Annotated in this window: 17 protein-coding genes; 5 read left to right on the forward strand and 12 right to left on the reverse strand. The window is 70.7% G+C overall.

All coding sequences use genetic code 11. The features are described from left to right. The 3 genes from MRBLWS13_RS07830 to gabT all read right to left on the reverse strand — a co-directional run bounded on the left by MRBLWS13_RS07830 (window position 1) and on the right by gabT (window position 3,744). Window positions 1-876, reverse strand: coding sequence for a universal stress protein (locus MRBLWS13_RS07830; protein WP_349428462.1), 876 nt, complete (start codon window positions 874-876; stop codon window positions 1-3). Then, window positions 873-2,234, reverse strand: a complete 1,362-nt coding sequence (locus MRBLWS13_RS07835) for an NAD(P)/FAD-dependent oxidoreductase (RefSeq protein WP_349428463.1) — start codon at window positions 2,232-2,234, stop codon at window positions 873-875. Before MRBLWS13_RS07835 ends, MRBLWS13_RS07830 begins: the two co-directional genes overlap by 4 nt. 148 nt (window positions 2,235-2,382) lie before the next feature. Continuing rightward, window positions 2,383-3,744, reverse strand: a complete 1,362-nt coding sequence (gene gabT / locus MRBLWS13_RS07840; RefSeq protein ID WP_349428464.1) for a 4-aminobutyrate--2-oxoglutarate transaminase — start codon at window positions 3,742-3,744, stop codon at window positions 2,383-2,385. 93 nt (window positions 3,745-3,837) lie between these two features. Between gabT and MRBLWS13_RS07845 the strand changes: the two genes are divergently transcribed. After that, entirely contained in the window at window positions 3,838-5,367 is a 1,530-nt protein-coding gene (locus MRBLWS13_RS07845) for a PucR family transcriptional regulator (protein WP_349428465.1), read from the forward strand. Window positions 5,368-5,660: 293 nt separating this feature from the next. Then, window positions 5,661-7,079, forward strand: coding sequence for an FAD-binding oxidoreductase (locus MRBLWS13_RS07850; RefSeq protein ID WP_349428466.1), 1,419 nt, complete (start codon window positions 5,661-5,663; stop codon window positions 7,077-7,079). 57 nt (window positions 7,080-7,136) lie between these two features. Here MRBLWS13_RS07850 and MRBLWS13_RS07855 read toward each other — a convergent pair whose 3' ends face one another. Beyond that, complete coding sequence (locus MRBLWS13_RS07855; protein ID WP_349428467.1) at window positions 7,137-8,615, reverse strand: helix-turn-helix domain-containing protein; 1,479 nt, start codon at window positions 8,613-8,615, stop codon at window positions 7,137-7,139. Between the two features lie 328 nt (window positions 8,616-8,943). On the opposite strand from MRBLWS13_RS07855, the gene aceB reads away from it, so the two are divergent. Together aceB and MRBLWS13_RS07865 are read left to right on the forward strand one after the other, a co-directional pair. Continuing rightward, window positions 8,944-10,584 carry a malate synthase A gene (gene aceB / locus MRBLWS13_RS07860; protein ID WP_349429016.1) on the forward strand — a complete coding sequence of 547 codons (1,641 nt, stop codon included), beginning with the start codon at window positions 8,944-8,946 and terminating at the stop codon, window positions 10,582-10,584. Window positions 10,585-10,633: 49 nt separating this feature from the next. Next, a complete protein-coding gene (locus tag MRBLWS13_RS07865; RefSeq protein ID WP_349428468.1) occupies window positions 10,634-12,229 on the forward strand; it encodes an isocitrate lyase in 1,596 nt (531 codons plus the stop codon). 94 nt (window positions 12,230-12,323) lie between these two features. Here MRBLWS13_RS07865 and MRBLWS13_RS07870 read toward each other — a convergent pair whose 3' ends face one another. The 5 genes from MRBLWS13_RS07870 to MRBLWS13_RS07890 form a co-directional block, all read right to left on the reverse strand. Next, the gene (locus MRBLWS13_RS07870) at window positions 12,324-12,956 is read right to left on the reverse strand and encodes a response regulator transcription factor (RefSeq protein ID WP_349428470.1); all 633 of its coding nucleotides are present in this window, start codon (window positions 12,954-12,956) and stop codon (window positions 12,324-12,326) included. Next, window positions 12,953-14,155, reverse strand: coding sequence for a sensor histidine kinase (locus tag MRBLWS13_RS07875; RefSeq protein WP_349428471.1), 1,203 nt, complete (start codon window positions 14,153-14,155; stop codon window positions 12,953-12,955). The genes MRBLWS13_RS07870 and MRBLWS13_RS07875 overlap by 4 nt, the downstream gene beginning before the upstream one ends. Before the next feature lie 75 nt (window positions 14,156-14,230). After that, the gene (locus tag MRBLWS13_RS07880) at window positions 14,231-15,094 is read right to left on the reverse strand and encodes an ABC transporter permease (protein WP_349428472.1); all 864 of its coding nucleotides are present in this window, start codon (window positions 15,092-15,094) and stop codon (window positions 14,231-14,233) included. Window positions 15,095-15,102: 8 nt separating this feature from the next. Then, window positions 15,103-16,002: an ABC transporter ATP-binding protein gene (locus MRBLWS13_RS07885; protein WP_349428473.1), complete on the reverse strand. Its 900-nt coding sequence runs from the start codon at window positions 16,000-16,002 to the stop codon at window positions 15,103-15,105. A gap of 110 nt (window positions 16,003-16,112) precedes the next feature. Next, on the reverse strand, window positions 16,113-16,460 hold the full coding sequence (locus tag MRBLWS13_RS07890) for a hypothetical protein (protein WP_349428474.1): 348 nt from the start codon (window positions 16,458-16,460) through the stop codon (window positions 16,113-16,115). Between the two features lie 145 nt (window positions 16,461-16,605). Between MRBLWS13_RS07890 and MRBLWS13_RS07895 the strand changes: the two genes are divergently transcribed. Then, window positions 16,606-17,826, forward strand: a complete 1,221-nt coding sequence (locus MRBLWS13_RS07895; protein ID WP_349428475.1) for a pyridoxal phosphate-dependent aminotransferase — start codon at window positions 16,606-16,608, stop codon at window positions 17,824-17,826. 73 nt (window positions 17,827-17,899) lie between these two features. On the opposite strand, the gene MRBLWS13_RS07900 is transcribed toward MRBLWS13_RS07895, so the two are convergent. The 3 genes from MRBLWS13_RS07900 to MRBLWS13_RS07910 are packed head-to-tail and all read right to left on the reverse strand — an operon-like array spanning window position 17,900 to window position 19,899. Continuing rightward, entirely contained in the window at window positions 17,900-19,036 is a 1,137-nt protein-coding gene (locus tag MRBLWS13_RS07900) for a UDP-N-acetylmuramate dehydrogenase (RefSeq protein WP_349428476.1), read from the reverse strand. 3 nt (window positions 19,037-19,039) lie between these two features. Next, on the reverse strand, window positions 19,040-19,444 hold the full coding sequence (locus tag MRBLWS13_RS07905; RefSeq protein WP_349429017.1) for a MaoC/PaaZ C-terminal domain-containing protein: 405 nt from the start codon (window positions 19,442-19,444) through the stop codon (window positions 19,040-19,042). 5 nt (window positions 19,445-19,449) lie between these two features. Continuing rightward, window positions 19,450-19,899 (reverse strand): MaoC family dehydratase N-terminal domain-containing protein, encoded by a 450-nt coding sequence (locus MRBLWS13_RS07910; RefSeq protein ID WP_349428477.1) that lies wholly within the window; start codon window positions 19,897-19,899, stop codon window positions 19,450-19,452. Window positions 19,900-19,903: the final 4 nt, after the last annotated feature.

The following is a 19,903-nucleotide window of genomic DNA, read 5'->3' on the forward strand; positions in this document are numbered from 1 at the left end:
TCAGCCGTCCTGGCCGCGCGTGCGGGGCACGACGACCATCGGTACGGGAAGCTCGTGCAGCATCTTCGCTGCGGTCGAGCCGAGGAACAGGCGGCGGGGCTGTGCGAGCCGGCTGGAGCCGACGACCGCCAGCTCGCTCGGCTGCCAGGCGAGGTGGGCGACGGCGTCTTCGATGCTGTCGCCGCGTGCCACGACGACGTCGGCCTCGACGCCGTCGGGGAGGACCTCGAGCGCCTTGCCGAGCACATCGTCGGCGTGAGCGGCGCCCGCGATGCGGATGACGCCGGTGTCGACGGTGGCCGGGAGGTCCACGGACACGAGCGACAGCAGGCGCAGGCCCGCGCCGGTGGCGACCGCGAGGGCCACGCTCTCCTCGAGCAGCGCACTGGCGCCCGGGCGCGTGCCGATCGCCGCCGTGATGCGGCTCACGCCGGTCACCTCCAGGTGGCGCGACCCCTCAGGTGCCAGCACCACGGGAACGTCAGACGAGTGCAGAAGTTCGCTCGCCACGGTGCCGAGGCGGTGGCGTCCGCGCAGTCCGCCGTTGGCGGCGCCGACCACGATGTGGGATGCCGCGAGCTCGTGGGCTGCGGCGATCAGACCCTCGGCGAACGAGTCGCCGAAGCGCACATGCGCGGCATGGCCCACGTCCCCCGGGATCGAGGCCGACGCCTCGGCGAGCCACGCCTCGGCCTGCGTCACGAGGTAGCGGTCGTAGCCGGCGTCGGGCGGCGTGATGACGCTGCGGTCCTCGGCCGGGAGCACCAGCACCAGGTCGAGGGCCGCGTGCATGGCGCCGGCCAGACGCGTGCCCACGGCGACCGCGTCGGCTCCGGCATCCGTCGCCGTATAGCCGACGACGATCCGCGGACTCATCGGTGCGCTGCTTCGACGATGCTGGCGGCGACAAGGCGGCCCATGCGGATCGCGCCGTCGACGTGCTGGTAGCCCGCGCCGGCCATGTCGCTGCACGCGAAGTGGATCGGGCCGACGGGGGTGCGCAGGTCCGCGCCGTAGCGCGCGAGGCCGCCGAGGTCGAAGCTGGCGGCGTAGGCGCCGCGCGTCCACTCCTCGGCGCCCCAGTCGCTCTCGAAGTACACCAGCGGGTTCTTCGCCTCGGGCCCGTAGTAGTGCGACAGGGACTCGAGGATGCGCTCTTTGCGCTCCTCGGCCGACACGCGGAACAGGTCATCGGCGTTGCGGTCCGAGACGAAGCCCACGAGCGTTCCCCGCTCGTCGCCGTGGTTGGTGTTGTCGTACGCCTCGTGGGAGATCTCGTAGGGGCTGAACGCGGTGCCCGACAGGCCCTGCTCGCGCCAGAACGGCCGGTCGTAGACCGCGTGCACCTTGATGACAAAGCCCATCGAGATGTGCTGGTGCATCTGCTGCTTCAGGCGCGGCAGCGCCGGCTGGAACTCGATCCACGGGTAGAGGATCGGCGCGTGCGCCAGGATGACGAAGCGCGCGCGCACCTGGAGGCCGTTGTCGGTGACGACGCGGACGCCGTCGTCGCCCCAGTGCACCTCGGTGACCGGCTGCCCGAGCACGACGTCGTCGCCCAGACGCTCCGCGAGGAGCAGCGGCACCTGCTGCAGGCCGCCCACGACGCGCTCATCGAGGATGAAGTCGGCGTCGACCAGGTGCGAGAAGCTCCCGGCGCTGGCGGCCATGAGGAGCGCCTGCAGCGCGGAGAACGCGTAGGCGGGCTTGGTCAGCATCGCACCGGCGATGAAGAGCGCGATGTTGTCGCGCGCTTCCTGATCTTCGGTCTGGTCCTCGAGCCATGCCTGGAACGAGATGCGGTCCAGCGCCTCGGCGTCGGGGTGCTCCCACGGCTTGTCGGGGTCGATCTGCGCGACGAGCCCGTCGAGCACCTCGATGAGGCGGACGATCTCCTTCTCGGTCTCGGGCGCGACCGGGAAGATCTCGCCGGTGAACCGGGTGAGCTCACCGTCCTCGCCGATGTAGACCGAGTCGCCTTCGCGATAGCGGCTGTAGGTCTCGAGCCCGAGCTCGGCGAGGGTCTCCTTGAGGGCGTCCTGATCGGGCGACACCCACTGGCCGCCGATCTCGAGCATGGCGCCGTCGACGACATCGGTCCACAGGCGCCCGCCGACGCGGTCCCGGGCCTCGAGCACGACGACCGAGAGGCCTGCCTTCTTCAGCTCGTTGGCGGCGGTCGTTCCGGCGGCGCCGGCGCCGACGATGACGACGTCGCGGGTCAGCTCGATCATGGAGACTCCTTCGTCAGGGCGTGCATGCTCGCGCGCCTCGCGTGCTGCGTTCAGGTGGGGCGTTTCGTCTCGCTCGCTCCTCGCTCGCTCGCTCAACGACCGGTGCTTCCTGGACGTTGAACGAGCGAAGCGAGACGAAACGCGGGGATCAGGATGCCGCGAGCGCTGCCGCGACGACGTCCAGGCCCTCGTGGAGCAGGTCGTCGGTGATCGACAGCGGCGGCAGGAAACGGATCACGTTCCCGTAGGTGCCGCAGGTGAGCACGATGACGCCCTGTGCGATGGACGCCTTCGCGACCGCAGCGGTGAGCGCGGCATCCGGCTCCCCCGTCGCGGGGTCCACGAACTCGGCCGCGATCATCGCGCCGTGGCCGCGCACGTCGCCGACGCGGGGGTCGGCGGCCTGCAGCTGCTGCAGGCGGCCCTTGAGGACCGTCTCGATCTCGCGGGCGCGCTGGAGCATCCCGTCGTTCTCGAACACGTCGATCGCGGCGAGCGCGGCGGCGCAGGCGATCGGGTTGCCGCCGTACGTGCCGCCGAGGCCGCCCGCGTGCGAGGCGTCCATGATCTCGGCGCGGCCGGTCACGGCCGCCAGTGGCAGGCCCCCCGCGATGCCCTTGGCGGTCGTGATGAGGTCGGGAACGATGCCGAACACCTCGCTCGCGAACATCTCGCCCGTGCGTGCGAAGCCCGTCTGGATCTCATCGGCGATGAACACGACGTCGTTGGCACGGCACCACTCGACGAGCGCCGGCAGGTAACCGTCGGCGGGGACGATGAAGCCGCCCTCACCCTGGATCGGCTCGATGATCACGGCGGCGAGGTTGTCGGCGCCGACCTGCTTCTCGATGATCGAGATGGCCTTCTTGGCGGCTTCGGGGCCGGTGAGCCCGTCGCGGTACGGGTACGACAGCGGCGCGCGGTAGATCTCCGAGGCGAAGGGTCCGAAGCCGCTCTTGTACGGCATCGCCTTCGCGGTCAGCGCCATCGTGAGGTTGGTCCGGCCGTGGTAACCGTGGTCGAACGCGACGACCGCCTGCTTGCCGGTGTACTTGCGGGCGATCTTGACCGCGTTCTCCACCGCCTCGGCACCCGAGTTGAACAGGGCGCTCTTCTTGGCGTGGTCGCCCGGCGTGATGCGGTTGAGCGCCTCGGCGACCGACACGTACGAGTCGTAGGGCGCGATCATGAAGCACGTGTGGGTGAACTGGGCGACCTGTGCCTGCACCGCCGCGACGACCTTCGGGTGCGCGTTGCCGATCGTGGCGACCGCGATGCCCGAGCCGAGGTCGATGAGCGAGTTGCCGTCGGCATCGACGATGACTCCCCCGCCTGCGGCGACGGCGTGCACCGGCGCGGTGTGCCCGACGCCCGCCGCGACGGCATCGGCCTTGCGGTCGATCAGCTCCTGCGAGCGAGGACCGGGGATGCTGGTGACCAGGCGGCGCTCCTGCGGAAGGGTCGGACCGCCGAGGGGCGTTTCTGTGACGATGTCGGCTGCGCTGCTCATGGTGGGGAGCGTATGTCGCTCCGCTGAGCGCCCGCACCCTCCCCGCTGTACATTCTGCCTGCCCTGCTGTACGAGCCGTACACTCGGAGCATCATGGATGCCGACGCCCCCACTCTTCGCGCCCTCCTGGCTCGGCGCGATCTGCGGCTCTCGCTCGCCGGCGACGATCTGGAGCCCAGCGCCCTCGACAAGGCGATCCGCTGGGTGCACAGCTCCGACCTCGCCGATCCCACCCCGTTCCTGTCCGAGGGGCTCGTGCTGCTGACCACCGGCACCCAGTTCCCGAAGGGAGACGAGGCTTCCGACGTGTACCGTGCCTACGTTCACCGCCTCGCGGCCCGGGGCGTCGTGGGACTCGGGTTCGGCACCGAGGTCGTGCGCGCCGGCATCCCTCCCGCCCTCGTCGAGGCGTGCCGGGACGAGCGGATGCCGCTGTTCGAGGTGCCCTACCGCACGCCGTTCATCGCGGTGGCCCGCGCCAACGCCGAGGCGATCGCCGCCGAGGCCTACGCCCGCCGCAGCTGGGCGCTGGCCGCGCAGCGGGCGATCGCCCTGGCTGCCCTCCGCCCCGACGGCCTCGGCGCGACGGTGGCCGAGCTCGCCAAGCAGCTCGACACGTGGGTGGGCATGTTCGACGCGGCGGGCGAGCTGTCGCGCGAGCACCCCACCGGTGCGCTGGACGCCGAAACGGCCGCCGCGCTGCAGCGAGAGGTGACCGGGGTCCTCCACCGCGGTGCACGCGCCGGCTCGTCGCTGCACATCGGCGACACGCCCTTCACGCTGCAGACGCTCGGACGTGGCGGCCACCTGCGCGGCGTGATCGCGATCGCCACCGGCGACCTCGACCAAGAGGGACGCGTCGTCGTCACGGCCGTCATCGCGATGGCCGGTCTGGCGCTCGAGCAGCAGCAGGGGCTCGGCCGCGCCCGCTCGGCGCTGCGCGCCGGCCTGGTGCAGTCGCTCCTGAGCGGCGACCCGGGGCTCGCCCGCCGCACCTCCCGCGAGCTGTGGGGGCCGCTTCCGCCGGCACCCGTCGTGGTGGCGGTCACGGATGCCGCGGCCGCCCGCATCGACGGCATCGCCGAGCTGCTCGAGCTGTGGGCCGACGAGAAGCGCGGTGCGCTGTTCTTCGGACGCGGTGACGACGGTCTCGTGCTCGTCGTGCCGGCGGACGATCCCTCGAGCATCCACGATCTCGTCGGCCGCTTCGAGGTCCGCGTCGGCCTGTCGGACCCTGCGGGCTACGACGCGTTCGCCGCCGCACTCGGGCAGGCGCGTGTCGCACGCGATCGCGGCACGGGTGCGGTGACCGCGTTCGCCGAGGTCTCGCGCGGGGGCGTGCTGTCGGCACTCAGCGACGACGCGCGGGCGCTCGCGCGCGCCGAGCTGGCGCCGCTGAACGACCACGACGCTGCGCAGGGCACGCACCTCGTCGAGACGCTGCAGGTCTGGCTCCACGCCGACTGCTCGCACGAGGCGGCGGCCCGGTCCCTCGGCGTCCACCGGCACACCGTGCGCACCCGGCTCGCGCTCATCGAGCGCGTGCTCGGCCGCGACCTGGCGTCGTTCGCGACCCGCGCCGAGCTGTGGGCGGCGCTGCGCGCCCTGGCACCCTCGGCCTGATTGTTCACCCGCCCATCCTCCTCGCCGAGGCAGACCGTCCCGATACGCCGATGAACTTCCGGCTCACACGACTCCCCGGAGCCCCGGGCCCGGACCCGAACCATGTGAACCGGAAGTTCAACACCCCACAGCCCACCCGTGTGAACCCGAAGTTCAACACCCCACAGCCCACCCGTGTGAACCGGAAGTTCAACGGCCGAAACGAGACGTTGCGCACGATCGGTACGGGAAGGAGACCCGATGGCGACATTCCGTGTCCCCGCGTACCGCGCAATGCCCGGCAGGATGGGCGGATGACCGTGCCCTCCAGCGCCGCGCCCGAGGCCCACACGATTCCCAACGGCGACGTGTCGTGGTGGTGGCGCGACCTCGGCGGCCTACCGACCCCGAGACCACCGCTGCCCGGCGACGCCGACGCCGACGTCGCGATCGTGGGGGCCGGCTACACCGGCCTGTGGACCGCGTACTACCTCAAGCGCGCCCAGCCCGACCTGCGGGTGGTCGTGCTCGAGCAGCGCTTCGCCGGCTTCGGCGCATCCGGTCGCAACGGCGGGTGGCTCACGAACACCGTCACCGGCGGCCGCGAGCGCTACGCCGAGACGCACGGCCGCGAGGCTGCGATCGCACAGCAGCGCGCACTCAACGAGACCGTCGACGAGGTCATCGCCGTCGCGACCCGCGAGGGCATCGACGCCGACATCGTCAAGGGCGGCGAGTTCGGCGTCGCCCGCACGCCGGCACAGCTCGCGCGCCTTCGTGCAAGCGCGGAGGCCGAGCAGTCGTGGCCCCACACCGACGCGGAGGTGTGGGATGCCGAGGCGGCGGCATCCCGCATCCGGATCGCGGGCGCACTCGGCGCCGTGTGGCACCCGCACTGCGCGCGCATCCACCCGGCGAGGCTCGTGCGCGGTCTCGCCGAAGCGGTCGAACGGCTGGGTGTCACGATCTACGAGCAGACCCACGTGCGAGAGATCTCGGCCGGCCGGGCGGTCACCGACCGCGGGACGGTCCGGGCGACCCATGTGCTGCGGGCGACCGAGGGTTTCACCGCCGACCTGCGCGGCGAGCACCGCACCTGGCTGCCCATGAACTCGTCGATGATCGTGACCGAACCCCTGCCGGCGGACTTCTGGGACGCGGTGGGCTGGGGCGCCCGCGACACGCTGGGCGACTTCGCGCACGTGTACATGTACGCGCAGCGCACCGCCGACGACCGCATCGCCTTCGGCGGGCGGGGCGTGCCCTACCGCTACGGGTCGCGCGTCGACACCGACGGTGCGACGCAGGAGCGCACGATCCGGTCGCTGACGCATCTCCTTCACGACTTCTTCCCGGATGCCGCGGCCACCCCCATCGCCCACGCCTGGGCCGGTGTGCTCGGGGTGCCGCGCGACTGGGCGGCGACCGTCGTGCACGATCGCTCCACGGGGCTCGGCTGGGCGGGCGGCTATGTCGGCACCGGCGTGACCGCGACCAACCTCGCCGGCCGCACCCTCGCCGACCTCGTGCTGGAGCGCGACACCGAGCTCACCCGCCTGCCGTGGGTGGTGGGCCACCGAGCGAAGCGCTGGGAGATCGAGCCGCTGCGCTGGACAGCGGTGAGCGCCATCTACACCGCCTACCGCATGGCGGATCGGTCCGAGGCCTCCGGTTCGTCGGCGCGCACCGCCTGGCCCGCCCACGTCGCCGACTGGGTCGCCGGACGCCACTGACGCCCCGCGGCCCACCCATGACATCACCTGATCTCGGCGACGGCGACAGCGGCGGGATCAGCGGGGCGCGTGCGCCTCGAGGAACTCGTACACGTCGGTAGTGTCGACGCCGGGGAAGGCTCCCGTGGGAAGTGTCGCGAGCAGGGTGCGGGGCGTGCGCACATTCGGCCAGGACTGCTCGCGCCACGACGACTCCAGGTCGGCGGGCGCGCGGCGGCAGCACGCCTCGACCGAGTGGGTCGAGACGCCGCGGTTGGGGGTGTTGCGGCCGAGGAACCACTTCGTGTCGTCGAACCGCACGCCGACGCTGACCGAGTGCGCCCCCTCGCTCGACAGCTCCACGCGAGCCGTGCACCAGTAGGTGCCGTTCCCGGTGTCGGTGTACTGGTAGTACGGGTTGAAGTGGTCGTCGACGTCGAAGACGACGCGCGAGGTCCACTTGCGACAGCACATCTGCCCCTCGATCGCGCCGAGGCGGTCGGTCGGGAAGTTGACGTCGTCGTTCTCGTAGACCTTCGTGATGACTCCTGACTCGTGCACCTTGAGGAAGTGCACGGGCAAGCCCAGGTGCACGGTCGCGAGGTTCGTGAAACGGTGCGCCGCGGTCTCGTACGACACCGAGTACGCGTCGCGGAGGTCTTCGATCGAGATCGACCGGTCCTTCTTGGCCTCGTGCAGGAACGGCACCGCATGCGCCTCGGGGATGAGGAGGGCGCCGGTCAGGTAGTTGGTCTCCACGCGCTGGCGGAGGAAGTCGGCGTACGACGTCGGCTCGCGGTGGCCGAGGATCCGGCTCGAGAGCGCCTGCAGCACCGCCGTGCGCGGGTCGCCCTTGGTGGTGAGGCGGCTCGACAGGTAGAGGCGCCCGTTCTTGATGTCTGCCACCGATCGGGTCGTCTGCGGCAGGTCGGGCACGTAGTGCAGCGTGAAGCCGAGATAGGCGGCGATATCGGACGCCGTGCGCTGGGTCAGCGGACCGCCCGGGTGGTCGACGGCGTCGAGGATCCCCCGCGCCTGCTGCTCCAGCTCGGCGAAGTAGTTGTTCTGCGTGCGCATGAGCTTGCGCAGCGCCACGTTCGCGCGACGCGCCTCCTCGGGGGTGGCGGCGCGCTCGTCGCGCAGCCGCTCGATCTCGCCCTGCAGCGCCAGCATCGCCTTCAGCGCCTCGGTGGGCACCGTCTTGCCGATGCGGAACGGCGGGATGCCGAGCGCCTGGAACGTCTGGCCGCGCATGGCGCGTTCGAGCGAGATCTCGAGCGTGGCGCGCTCGTCGAGCGGCTCGGACTCCAGGATCGCGTCGATCGATGAGCCGAGCGCCCGCGCGATCGACTGGAGCAGCGTGAGCTTCGGCTCGCGGCGACCGTTCTCGATCATCGACAGCTGACTGGGCGCGCGTTCGACGGCAGCGGCGAGCTCTTCGAGCGTCATGCCGCGGTCGGTGCGCAGCTGCCGGATCCGGCGGCCGATGGTGAGCGGGTCCACCTCATCATCGTCGGGGAGTTCACCGCGCGGATCGGTGGTCAACGTCGTCGTCATGGGTCGATTCTGTCACGAAAGCAGAAATATCCGAAAACTTCACACGTCGAATCGTCAGTTCAAGGGCTGAACTTCACCGCAGAGTGGTCACACGACCTACCGACGGTTGATCCAGAACGCGGATCGCGGGATGCCCCGACCCGGCCCACACGCCGGGTGGAGCATCCCTCCGAAAAGTACACACGTCGCTTCCCGGTCGTTGAGCGAGCGAGGAACGAGCGAGACGAAACGCGCTTGATCCACCGAATGCGTTTCGGCTCGCAAGCTCGCTCAACGACCGGGACCGCACAGACAGGACAGGGACATGACACCTGCAACCGCCACCCCGATGCGTACGCGCACCGGCCACATCCCCACGACGACCCACGAGCCCTCGATCGAGATCGCCGGCCGCATGCCGGCCCGGTACGACGAGATCCTCACCCCTGAGGCCATCGCGTTCCTCACCGAGCTGCACCAGCGCTTCGGCGCCCGCCGGCACGACCGGCTCGCCGACCGCATGCGCCGTCGCTTCGAGATCGGCAACGGGCACGACCCTCAGTTCCGCGACGACACCCGGCACATCCGCGAGGATGCCGAGTGGCAGGTCGCGGGCGCCGGCCCCGGCCTCGAGGACCGGCGCGTCGAGATCACCGGCCCCACCGACCCGAAGATGACCATCAACGCGCTCAACTCCGGCGCGAAGGTGTGGCTCGCCGACCAGGAGGATGCGACCAGCCCGACCTGGAAGAACGTCATCGAGGGCCAGCTGAGCCTGCGCGACGCGATCCGCGGCGAGCTCGCGTTCACGAGCCCCGAGGGCAAGCGCTACGAGGTCACCGCGACCGAGACGCCGACGATCGTGATGCGCCCTCGCGGATGGCACCTGCCGGAGCAGCACATCCGCTTCACCGACCGCACCGGCCGCACGATGGCCACGTCGGGCTCGCTGGTGGACTTCGGGCTGTACTTCTTCCACAACGCCGAGCGGCTGATCGCGAACGGCCGCGGGCCGTACTTCTACATCGCCAAGCTGGAGTCGAGCGAAGAGGCGAAGCTGTGGGACGACGTCTTCACCTTCAGCGAGCGCTACATCGGGATCCCGCACGGCACGATCCGCGCGACCGTGCTCATCGAGACGCTGCCCGCGGCGTTCGAGATGGAGGAGATCCTCTTCGAGCTGCGCGACCACTGTGCGGGCCTCAACGCCGGGCGCTGGGACTACATCTTCTCGATCATCAAGAACTACCGCGGCCGGGGCGCACGGTTCGTGCTGCCAGACCGCAGCGAGGTCACGATGACCGTGCCGTTCATGCGCTCCTACACCGAGCTGCTCGTGCAGACGTGCCACAAGCGCGGCGCCTTCGCGATCGGCGGCATGAGCGCCTTCATCCCGAACCGCCGCGACCCCGAGGTGACGGCGACGGCGTTCGAGAAGGTCGCCGCTGACAAGAAGCGCGAGGCCGGCGACGGGTTCGACGGCACGTGGGTGGCCCACCCCGACCTGATCCCGGTCGCACGGGCCGAGTTCGACGCGGTGCTGGGCGATCGCCCGAACCAGCTCGACCGTCAGCGTCCCGAGGTGCGCGTGAGCGCGGGCGACCTGATCGACGTGCACATCGGGCGCCCGATCACTGCGGTGGGCGTGCACGCGAACGTGTCCGTGGCGATCCGCTACCTCGAGGCGTGGCTGCGTGGCCTGGGCGCGGTGGCGATCGACAATCTCATGGAGGATGCCGCGACCGCCGAGATCAGCCGCAGCCAGGTGTGGCAGTGGATCCACCAGGACCGCACCACCGAGGACGGAACCCCGATCACCCGCGAGTACGTAGAGGGTCTGATCACCCAGGTGCTGGGCGAGGTCGAGCGGCGCGAGGGCGACCGCTTCGACGACGCGGCGGAGATCTTCCGCGACGTCGCCCTCGGCCAGGACTTCCCGGCGTTCCTCACGCTGCCGGCCTACTCGCGCTTCCTGATCGAGACCGACTGACGCGGCACCCGCTTCTCGGGACACGAACCACCTATCGCAAAGGAACACCATGACCGCCTACAACGACGACATCGAAGCCATCCGGGCGCTCAAGGAGCAGCACGGCTCCAACTGGGACGCCATCGACCCCGAGTCCGCCGCCCGCATGCGGGCGCAGAACCGCTTCCGGACGGGACTCGAGATCGCTCAGTACACGGCCGACATCATGCGCCGCGACATGGCCGAGTACGACGCTGACTCGTCGGTCTACACCCAGTCGCTCGGCGTGTGGCACGGCTTCATCGGGCAGCAGAAGCTCATTTCGATCAAGAAGCACCTGAAAAGCACGAACAAGCGCTACCTCTACCTGTCGGGCTGGATGGTCGCCGCGCTGCGCTCGGAGTTCGGCCCCCTTCCCGACCAGTCGATGCACGAGAAGACATCGGTGCCGGCCCTGATCGAGGAGCTCTACACCTTCCTCCGCCAGGCCGACGCCCGCGAGCTCGACCTGCTCTTCACGAAGCTCGACGACGCGCGCGTCGCCGGCGACGAGACCGCCGTCGAGTTCATCCAGTCGCAGATCGACAGCTACGAGACCCACGTCGTGCCGATCATCGCCGACATCGACGCCGGCTTCGGCAATCCCGAGGCCACCTATCTCCTCGCCAAGAAGATGATCGAGGCGGGCGCGTGCGCCATCCAGATCGAGAATCAGGTGTCGGATGAGAAGCAGTGCGGCCACCAGGACGGCAAGGTCACCGTCCCGCACGAGGACTTCATCGCGAAGCTCACCGCGGTCCGCTACGCGTTCCTCGAGCTCGGCATCGACAACGGCATCATCGTCGCCCGCACCGACTCGCTCGGTGCCGGCCTCACGCAGAAGCTCGCGGTGACGCACGAGCCCGGCGACCTCGGCGATCTGTACAACTCCTTCCTCGACGTCGAAGAAATCTCGGCGGGCGATCTCGGCAACGGCGACGTCGTCATCAAGCGCGACGGCAGGCTGCTGCGCCCCAAGCGCCTGGCCAGCAACCTGTACCAGTTCCGCTCCGGAACCGGTGAGGAGCGCGTCGTGCTGGACTGCATCACGTCGCTGCGCAACGGTGCCGACCTGCTGTGGATCGAGACAGAGAAGCCGCACGTGGAGCAGATCGCCGGCATGGTCGACGCGATCCGCGCCGAGGTCCCGAACGCGAAGCTCGTCTACAACAACAGCCCGTCGTTCAACTGGACGCTCAGCTTCCGCCACCAGGCGTACGATCTGCTCGCGGAGCAGGGCGAGGACGTCTCGGCCTACGAGCGCGGCGACCTGATGAACGTCCAGTACGACGACACCGAGCTGGCGCGGCTGGCCGACGAGAAGATCCGCACGTTCCAGCGTGAGGGTTCCGCCCGCGCCGGGATCTTCCATCACCTCATCACGCTCCCGACCTACCACACCGCGGCCCTGTCGACCGACGACCTCGCCAAGGGCTACTTCGGCGACGAGGGCATGCTCGCCTACGTGAAGGGTGTGCAGCGTCGCGAGATCCGCGAGGGCATCGCCACGGTCAAGCACCAGAACATGGCCGGAAGCGACATCGGCGACAACCACAAGGAGTACTTCGCCGGCGACGCGGCCCTGAAGGCCGGCGGCCAGCACAACACGATGAACCAGTTCAACTGATCGACGGCGACCACTGAAGACGATGGATGCCTCGGACCACCCGGTCCGAGGCATCCGTCGTTGCACGCACTGCCGCGTGAGAGTCGCCGAGCGGCTACGCGAGAAGCCCGCGCTCCATCGCCAGCGTCACGGCGCGGGTGCGGTCGGCGACGCCGAGCTTCTCGAAGACCTTCAGCAGGTGGGTCTTCACGGTCGATTCGCCGATCCCGAGCGCCACGGCGATCTGCTTGTTGCTGAGCCCCGTGGCGACCAGCCGCAGCACGTCGGTCTCGCGCGCCGTGAGCACGGTGCCGGGCTCGGGCCGCCGCATCCGTTCGACGAGGCGCACCGCCACCTGCGGCGAGAGCGCCGACTGCCCGGCCGCCACCGAGCGGATGCCGGCGACGATCTCGGCCTGTGGCGCGGCCTTGAGCAGATACCCCGACGCACCGGCCTCGATCGCCGCGAGGATCTGGTCGTCGGACTCGTACGTCGTGAGGATCAGCACGCGCGGCACGGGGTCGCCGGCTTCTCCCCCGGCGATCCGCGCGGTCGCGGCGACGCCGTCCACGTGCGGCATGCGCAGGTCCATCAGCACGACGTCCGGACGGGTCGCGGCGGCGAGGCGCACGGCTTCGTCGCCATCGGATGCCTCGCCCACGACCTCGAAGCCGGGCTCGTCCGACAGCAGCCCGGCGAGTCCGGCGCGCACGACCGGGTGATCGTCGGCGATGAGCAGCCGGATCATGAAGCCTCCTCCTTCGCATCCAGGACTGCATCCTCTCGAGCCGGCCGAAGCTGCACGCGCAGCGTCGTCCCGTGCCCCGCGGTCGAGGCGACCTGGATCGTGCCACCGGCGAGCGCCACGCGCTCCCGCATGCCGTCGAGCCCGAATCCGGCACCCGTCGCGTCGGGCTCGAACCCGCGTCCGTCGTCGGCGACCTCGAGCGACGCGGTGCCGCCGGGGTCCACGTGCACCCGCACCTCGACGAGGTCGGCCTCGGCGTGTTTCGCGGCATTCGACAGGGCCTCCTGAAGACACCGCAGCAGCACGACCTGAGTCTCGCGGTCGAGCTCGCCCTCCACCCCTGCCGTGTCGAGCACGATGGCCCCCCGGCCCTGCGCACGGAAGCGCTCCACGAGGCGCTCGACCGCCGCGGCGAACGCGGGCTCGCGCGGCACAGCGGCCGTGCGGGCGACCAGGGCACGGGCCTCGGCGAGAGCGTCGCGCGCGACCTGCTCGACGGTCGCGATCGTCGAGGCGGCGGCATCCGTCTGTCCCTCACGCGACTGCCGGCCGGCCCGCTCCGCGAAGATCACCAGTCCGGCGAGGGTCTGTGCGAGCGTGTCATGGATGTCGCGGGCCAGGCGCTCGCGCTCGGCGGAAGCACCCCGCTCGCGGCTGAGCGCCTCCACCTGGCCCTGGGCGGCCGTCAGCTCGGCGAGCAGCCGTTCGCGCTCCTCGCCGTACTCGGCGATCTGCGCGATCCACAGCCCGATCGCGATCGCGAACGAGAGCGAGAAGACAGCGGTTGTCGCTCCCGCGAGGAACGACTGCAGGTTCGGGCCATAGCCGAAGCTCGCACCCACGAACACGCTTCCCGCGATGACCGCGGATCCGCCGATCCCTCGGCGCCGGGAGTCGCCGACCACCCACACGAGCGGGTAGGCGAGCGTCTGCAGCATGGCCATGAACGGCGCGGCACCGGCGCCGATCCCGACCGCCACCGCCGCCACCGAGAGGAACGCGGGATACCGCCACGCCGCCCGCGGCGGCTCGACGGCGTCGCGGCCGATCAGCGCGTACGCCGCCGCGAAGACGACGATCGCGGCGAGCGCGATCGCTGTGCGGGCGGCGGTCACGGGCGGGAAGAGGAACACCAGCGCGACGGCGATCACCGTCGAGACGATCGCCACGATCGCGTCCCACCGGCGCTTGCTCAGCATGGCGCCCCACCCTTCCCCGCCTCCGACGACCAGCGCCCGCCTCCGCACCATCGCGGCGGTTCGGGCATCGTCAGGCTACGCGTCGCGACGGATCCACCGGAAGGTGACGCGCGAGAGCACGAGACCGACGACGAGCCAGACAGCCAGCGCGATCGCCACCCCGGCGAGATCCCACTCGCCGTTCTGCTCGAGGGCCGCGTACTCCTCGGGGAGGAAGACGGCCCGCATCCCCTGCGCCATCCACTTAAGCGGGAACAGCCCGGCTACGTTCTGCAGCCACTCCGGCAGCTGCGAGAACGTCAGGTACACGCCCGAGATGAACTGCAGCGCCAGCGCGATCGGCACGACGACGGCGGTCGCGCTCTTGGCGGTGCGAGGCACGGCCGACAGCGCGACACCGATCAGCGCCGAGGTCGTGATGCCGAGCACGAACACCCAGGCGAACGTCGCCCAGCGCTCGGGTTCGGTGGGAAGCTCGACGCCCAGCACGAGCGATGCGAACAGGAGCAGCAGCGCGGACTGCAGCACACCGGTCACCAGAACCTGCCCGATCTTGCCGATGAAGTAGCTCACCGGCGACAGCGGGGTGCCGCCGAGCCGCTTGAGCATGCCGTCGGAGCGTTCGATCGCGATGTCCATCGCGAGGTTCTGGAAGCCCGACAGTAGCAGGCCGGCCGCGATCATGCCGGGGAGGTACAGCTGGGCCATCGAGATCGGGGGCACCCCGGGTGAGATCTGCACGTCGCCATCCGACCCGAATGCGACGCTGAACAGCCCCAGCATGAAGATCGGGAACAGGAAGGTGAAGAAGAGGGTGTCGCCCGAGCGGAAGTACTGCAGCAGTTCGAAGCGGGCCCGCCAGAGGCCCACCGCCAGCAGACCGCGCCGCCGAGTGCCGCCGGCCGCGCCACTTCGCGCGCTCGAGGATGGGCTCTGCATCGTGACGCTCATCGTCCTGCTCCCTTCGCAGCGACCGCATCGGATGCGGTGGCGGATGTCTCGGCCTCGGCCTCGGCCACCAGCCCGAGGTAGATGTCCTCGAGGCTGGGCCGCACGATCTCGAGCTCTTCCGGTGCCGCACCCAGGCGTGCGGCCAGCGCCGTGGTGAACCCGAACGGGTCGTCGGTGCGCTCCTCCCGCAGCATCCCGGCCTCCACCCACCTCACGACCGGCACGCGCGCCTCGGCGCCGCCGAACCCCGCGAGCGGGCCGATCGCCTGCATGCGGCCGGCGGCGATCACGGCGACCCGGTCGGCGAGCTGCGCGGCCTCGTCGAGGTAGTGGGTCGTGAGCAGGATCGTGGTGCCGTCGGTCTGTAGGCGACGGATCAGGTCCCAGAACTCTCGCCGCGCGTGCGGGTCGAAGCCGGTCGTCGGCTCGTCGAGGAACAGCAGCTCGGGCCGCCCGATGATGCCGAGTGCGACGTCGACGCGCCGCTGCTGACCGCCGGAGAGCTTCGAGATGCGGGTCTTGGCCTGCGCCTCGAGGCCGACCGCCGCGATCACCTCGTCGACGTCACGTGGGTCGGGGTAGAACCCCGCGAACTGCCGCAGCTGCTCCCGCACGGTGACCGGCCCCGAGATCCCCGCCGACTGCAGGACGATGCCGACCCGCGCCTTGAGGTCGAGCCCTCCCGTCGCGGGGTCGACGCCCAGCACTTCGACCTCGCCGCCCGACCGGCGACGGTACCCCTCGAGGATCTCGACGGTCGTCGACTTGCCCGCGCCGTTCGGCCCGAGCAGCGCGAACGTCTCGCCCTGCGCGATGTCGAACGACACCCCGTCGACGACAGCACGGCCGCCGTATGTCTTGCGCAGGTTCCGCACCCGCACCGCCTGTGTCTGCATGGTTCCAGACTGGCGGTGAGCGGATGCCGCGCCCAGCCGTCATCCGCTGGAGGAGGCATCCCCCATTCGGTGGATGCGGCGCCTGTCCAGGTCAGGGTTCGCCGCAGGTCTCAGCCGGCCGGAAACTGCCGGGAGGCGACGACCACGGGCGCGACCGGGGCGGCTGCGGCATCCGCTCGCTCCTCGGCGCGGAGCAGTCGCTGCCCGCGGATGCCGCCCGCCAGCGCCCATGCGAGCAGCCAGACGCCGGAGCCCACCGTGATGACGGCTGCGGCGCGCAGTCCCGCGTCGGGATCGAGCAGTACGACCAGGGCGATGAGCGATAGCACGCCGCCGACGATCGCACCGGTGGCGCCGATCCTCGTGAGCATGCACCCGCGCGCGAGCCACCAGGCGATTCCGCCCGCGGCGACGAGCACGATGGCGAGCACGACGGCTCCCCAGATCCAGGCGTCCACGAGGCACAGGGTACCGTGCGCTCGTGGCGCCCGGTAGCCCGCCGTCGGACGTTCCGTCGCGCCCGCCGGGCATCGCGCACAGTCACGGGCCGGTCGAGGGCGATTGTCCGCTGACCGCGACGCGCGCGCGGACTACGCTCGAAGCGTGACAGAACGCGCACCGCTCACCCGTACGCCCACGCTCTCCCGCAAGCTCAGCGCCATCGCCGAGTCGGCGACCCTCAAGGTCGATGCCAAGGCCAAGGCCCTGCAGGCCGCCGGACGGCCGGTCATCTCGTATGCGGCCGGCGAGCCCGACTTCGCGACGCCGCAGTTCATCGTGGATGCCGCCGCCGAGGCGCTGCACAACCCGGCGAACTTCCGCTACACGCCGGCGGCGGGTCTGCCGGTGCTCCGCGAGGCGATCGCGGCGAAGACGCTGCGCGACTCCGGCCTCGAGGTGGACCCGTCTCAGATCATCGTCACCAACGGCGGCAAGCAGGCCGTCTACCAGGCCTTCCAGACCGTGGTGAACCCGGGCGACGAAGTGCTGCTGCCGGCCCCGTACTGGACGACCTACCCGGAGGCGATCGCCCTGGCCGACGGCATCCCGGTCGAGGTTTTCGCCGGCGCCGACCAGGACTACAAGGTGACCGTCGCGCAGCTCGAGGCCGCACGCACCGACCGCACGACGGCGCTCGTGTTCGTGTCGCCGTCGAACCCGACCGGCTCGGTGTACACGGCCGAGGAGACCGCGGCGATCGGCGAGTGGGCCGTCGAGCACGGCATCTGGATCATCTCCGACGAGATCTACCAGAACCTGGTCTACGAAGGCACCCGCGCCGTCTCGATCGTGGAGGCGGTTCCGGCTGCCGCGGCCCAGACGATCCTCGTCAACGGCGTCGCGAAGACCTACGCGATGACCGGCTGGCGCCTCGGGTGGATGGTCGGGCCGCAGGCGGCGATCAAGATCGCCGGCAACCTCCAGTCGCACCTGTGCTCGAACGTCAACAACATCGCGCAGCGCGCGGCGCTCGCGGCGCTCACCGGCCCGCAGGACGAGGTCGAGCAGATGCGTCAGGCCTTCGATCGCCGTCGCCGCACGATCGTGACCGAGCTGTCGAAGATCGACGGCGTCGAGGTGCCCACCCCGCTGGGCGCGTTCTACGTCTATCCCGACGTGCGCGGCCTGCTCGGCCGCGAGTGGGCGGGCAAGACGCCCACGACCTCGCTCGAGCTCGCCGACCTCATCCTCGAAGAGGCCGAGGTCGCCGTCGTGCCCGGTGAGGCCTTCGGCCCGTCGGGCTACCTGCGCCTCTCGTACGCACTCGGAGACGACGCGCTCCTCGAGGGCGTGCAGCGCCTGCAGCGCCTCTTCGCGTCGTAGCCGACGACGTCACAGAACGCGGATGCCTCGGTTCGAGGCATCCGCGTTCTGCGTCCGGCTCCCGCGCGAGGGACTAGAGCTCGACGTTCAGGAGCACGGGCTCGGGCTGGAGCACCAGGCCGAACTCGGACTGCACGCGGCCCTGGATGAAGCGGGCGAGCTCGGCGAGCTCGGCGGCGGTGGCGCTGCCGCGGTTGGTGAGGGCCAGCGCGTGCTTGGTCGAGAGGCCGGCGCGCGAGCGTGGCAGCTTGAATCCCTTGCGCACGCCGGCGTGCTCGATCAGCCATCCGGCGCTCACCTTGACATCGGATCGGACGGTCGACGTCGGCGGCACGTAGCCGTCGAAGTTCGCGAGCGGGATGACGAGCACCGGGTCGAGGTCGGGATGCACCGGCCAGCGGGGGCACGCGTCGGGAAGCGTGCGCGCGAAGGATGCCGAGACCACCGCGTTCTGGAAGAACGAGCCTGCGCTGTAGGTGTCGGGATCGTCGGCGTCGAGCACCATGCCCTTGCTGCGGCGGGTCTCGAGGATGCGCTCGCGCACCCAGGCGAGCGTCACCTCGTCGTCGGGACCGAGCCGCAGGGCCGTGCGCAGCTGGTCGCCGGCGATGCGGCGGGCGCCCGGGCCGACCTCGGGAAGGTCGAGGGTCACCGTGAGGATCACCGCGCGACGGGCGGGCGCCGAGCCGTAGTGGTGCTTGAGCACCGACGTGCGGAAGCCGAGGCCGAGCTCGGCGGCGGGCACCGTCGACACCTCGCCCGTGGACTCGTCGAGGAGCTCGACCTCGGTGAGCGTCTGCACGATCTCCTGGCCGTAGGCGCCGATGTTCTGCACGGGCGCGGCGCCGACGGTGCCGGGGATCCCCGACATCGCCTCGACGCCGCCGAGGCCCCCCTCGACGGCGTACGCGACGAGGGCGTCCCAATCGTGGCCGGCCTGCACCCGCAGGCGCGCGCGTCCGGGCAGCGGCGACGGCATCCGTTCGATGCCCTGGGTGAGCACGCGCACCACGGTGCCGTCGAACGGCTCGTCGCCGACGAACAGGTTCGAGCCGCCGCCCAGCACGAGCCAGTCATCGCCGGAGGCCCAGACGTCGCGCAGCACCGCGACCAGCTCGTCGGTCGTCGGTGCGTCGATCATGCGCGCGGGTTCGCCGCCGGTGCGGAGGGTCGTGAGCCGCGACAGCGGAATGGGGGTGACCTCGGGCATGCGTCAGACGGTCCGGACGCGCACCTGCGCCTTGACCAGCACGGTCGTCTCGTTGAACGAGACCGTGAGGTCGATGCGGGCCGATTCCTCGTCGACGGCGCCGACCTTGGCGACGACGGTCACGTCGGCGCCGGTCTCGGAATCGACCACGACGGGCTTGGTGAACCGCACGCCGTACTCGAGGATGCGGCCGGTGTCGCCGATCCATGACTCGATCGTGCCGACGGCGAGGCCCATGGTGAGCATGCCGTGCGCGAGGACGCCGGGAAGACCCACCGCGGCAGCGACGTCGTCGCGGTAGTGGATCGGGTTGAAGTCGCCGGATGCCCCGGCGTAGCGCACGAGGGACTCCCGGGTGAGGTGCACGGTCCGCTCGGCGACGACGTCCCCGACGGCGAGGTCTGTCAGCGCGCTCACTCGTCACCCTCCCCCACGAGCAGGATGGACGTCGCCGTCACGACGTGGTCGCCTGCGGCATCCGTGATCTCGGACTCGCTCGTCACCATGGCTGCCGCGCCCATCGCGCGGATGCCGGTGACCGACAGCTTCGCGGTGAGCTCGTCGCCCGCGACGATGGGCCGCGAGTAACGGAACTTCTGCTCGGCGTGCAGCACGTTCTTCAGGACGATGCCCGAGTCGGGCTCGCCCAGCAGCTGCTGGAGCGTGGCGTCGGTCACCACGATCGCGAAAGTCGGCGGCGCGACGACGTCGGCATAGCCGAGTGCCTGCGCGGCGGCGGGGTCGCTGTGCTGCGGGTCGTCGGCGAAGACGGCGCGCGAGAACTCGCGCACCTTCTCTCGACCCACGAGGTAGGGGATCGTCGGCGGGAAGTCGCGGCCGACGAGCTCGGGGTTCACTGGCACCTGG

The sequence above is a fragment of the Microbacterium sp. LWS13-1.2 genome (assembly GCF_040144835.1).
In the GTDB taxonomy this organism is placed as follows: Bacteria; Actinomycetota; Actinomycetes; order Actinomycetales; family Microbacteriaceae; genus Microbacterium.

Excerpts from the sequence above, each read along its gene's own strand:
- MRBLWS13_RS07830 (WP_349428462.1), bottom strand. The coding sequence starts at position 876 with ATGAGTCCGCGGATCGTCGTCGGCTATACGGCGACGGATGCCGGAGCC.
- MRBLWS13_RS07870 (WP_349428470.1), bottom strand. The coding sequence starts at position 12,956 with ATGATCCGGCTGCTCATCGCCGACGATCACCCGGTCGTGCGCGCCGGA.
- MRBLWS13_RS07855 (WP_349428467.1), bottom strand. The coding sequence starts at position 8,615 with ATGACGACGACGTTGACCACCGATCCGCGCGGTGAACTCCCCGACGAT.
- MRBLWS13_RS07865 (WP_349428468.1), top strand. The coding sequence starts at position 10,634 with ATGACCGCCTACAACGACGACATCGAAGCCATCCGGGCGCTCAAGGAG.
- MRBLWS13_RS07845 (WP_349428465.1), top strand. The coding sequence starts at position 3,838 with ATGGATGCCGACGCCCCCACTCTTCGCGCCCTCCTGGCTCGGCGCGAT.
- MRBLWS13_RS07880 (WP_349428472.1), bottom strand. The coding sequence starts at position 15,094 with ATGCAGAGCCCATCCTCGAGCGCGCGAAGTGGCGCGGCCGGCGGCACT.
- aceB (WP_349429016.1), top strand. The coding sequence starts at position 8,944 with ATGCGTACGCGCACCGGCCACATCCCCACGACGACCCACGAGCCCTCG.
- gabT (WP_349428464.1), bottom strand. The coding sequence starts at position 3,744 with ATGAGCAGCGCAGCCGACATCGTCACAGAAACGCCCCTCGGCGGTCCG.
- MRBLWS13_RS07850 (WP_349428466.1), top strand. The coding sequence starts at position 5,661 with ATGACCGTGCCCTCCAGCGCCGCGCCCGAGGCCCACACGATTCCCAAC.
- MRBLWS13_RS07900 (WP_349428476.1), bottom strand. The coding sequence starts at position 19,036 with ATGCCCGAGGTCACCCCCATTCCGCTGTCGCGGCTCACGACCCTCCGC.
- MRBLWS13_RS07835 (WP_349428463.1), bottom strand. The coding sequence starts at position 2,234 with ATGATCGAGCTGACCCGCGACGTCGTCATCGTCGGCGCCGGCGCCGCC.
- MRBLWS13_RS07875 (WP_349428471.1), bottom strand. The coding sequence starts at position 14,155 with ATGCTGAGCAAGCGCCGGTGGGACGCGATCGTGGCGATCGTCTCGACG.
- MRBLWS13_RS07885 (WP_349428473.1), bottom strand. The coding sequence starts at position 16,002 with ATGCAGACACAGGCGGTGCGGGTGCGGAACCTGCGCAAGACATACGGC.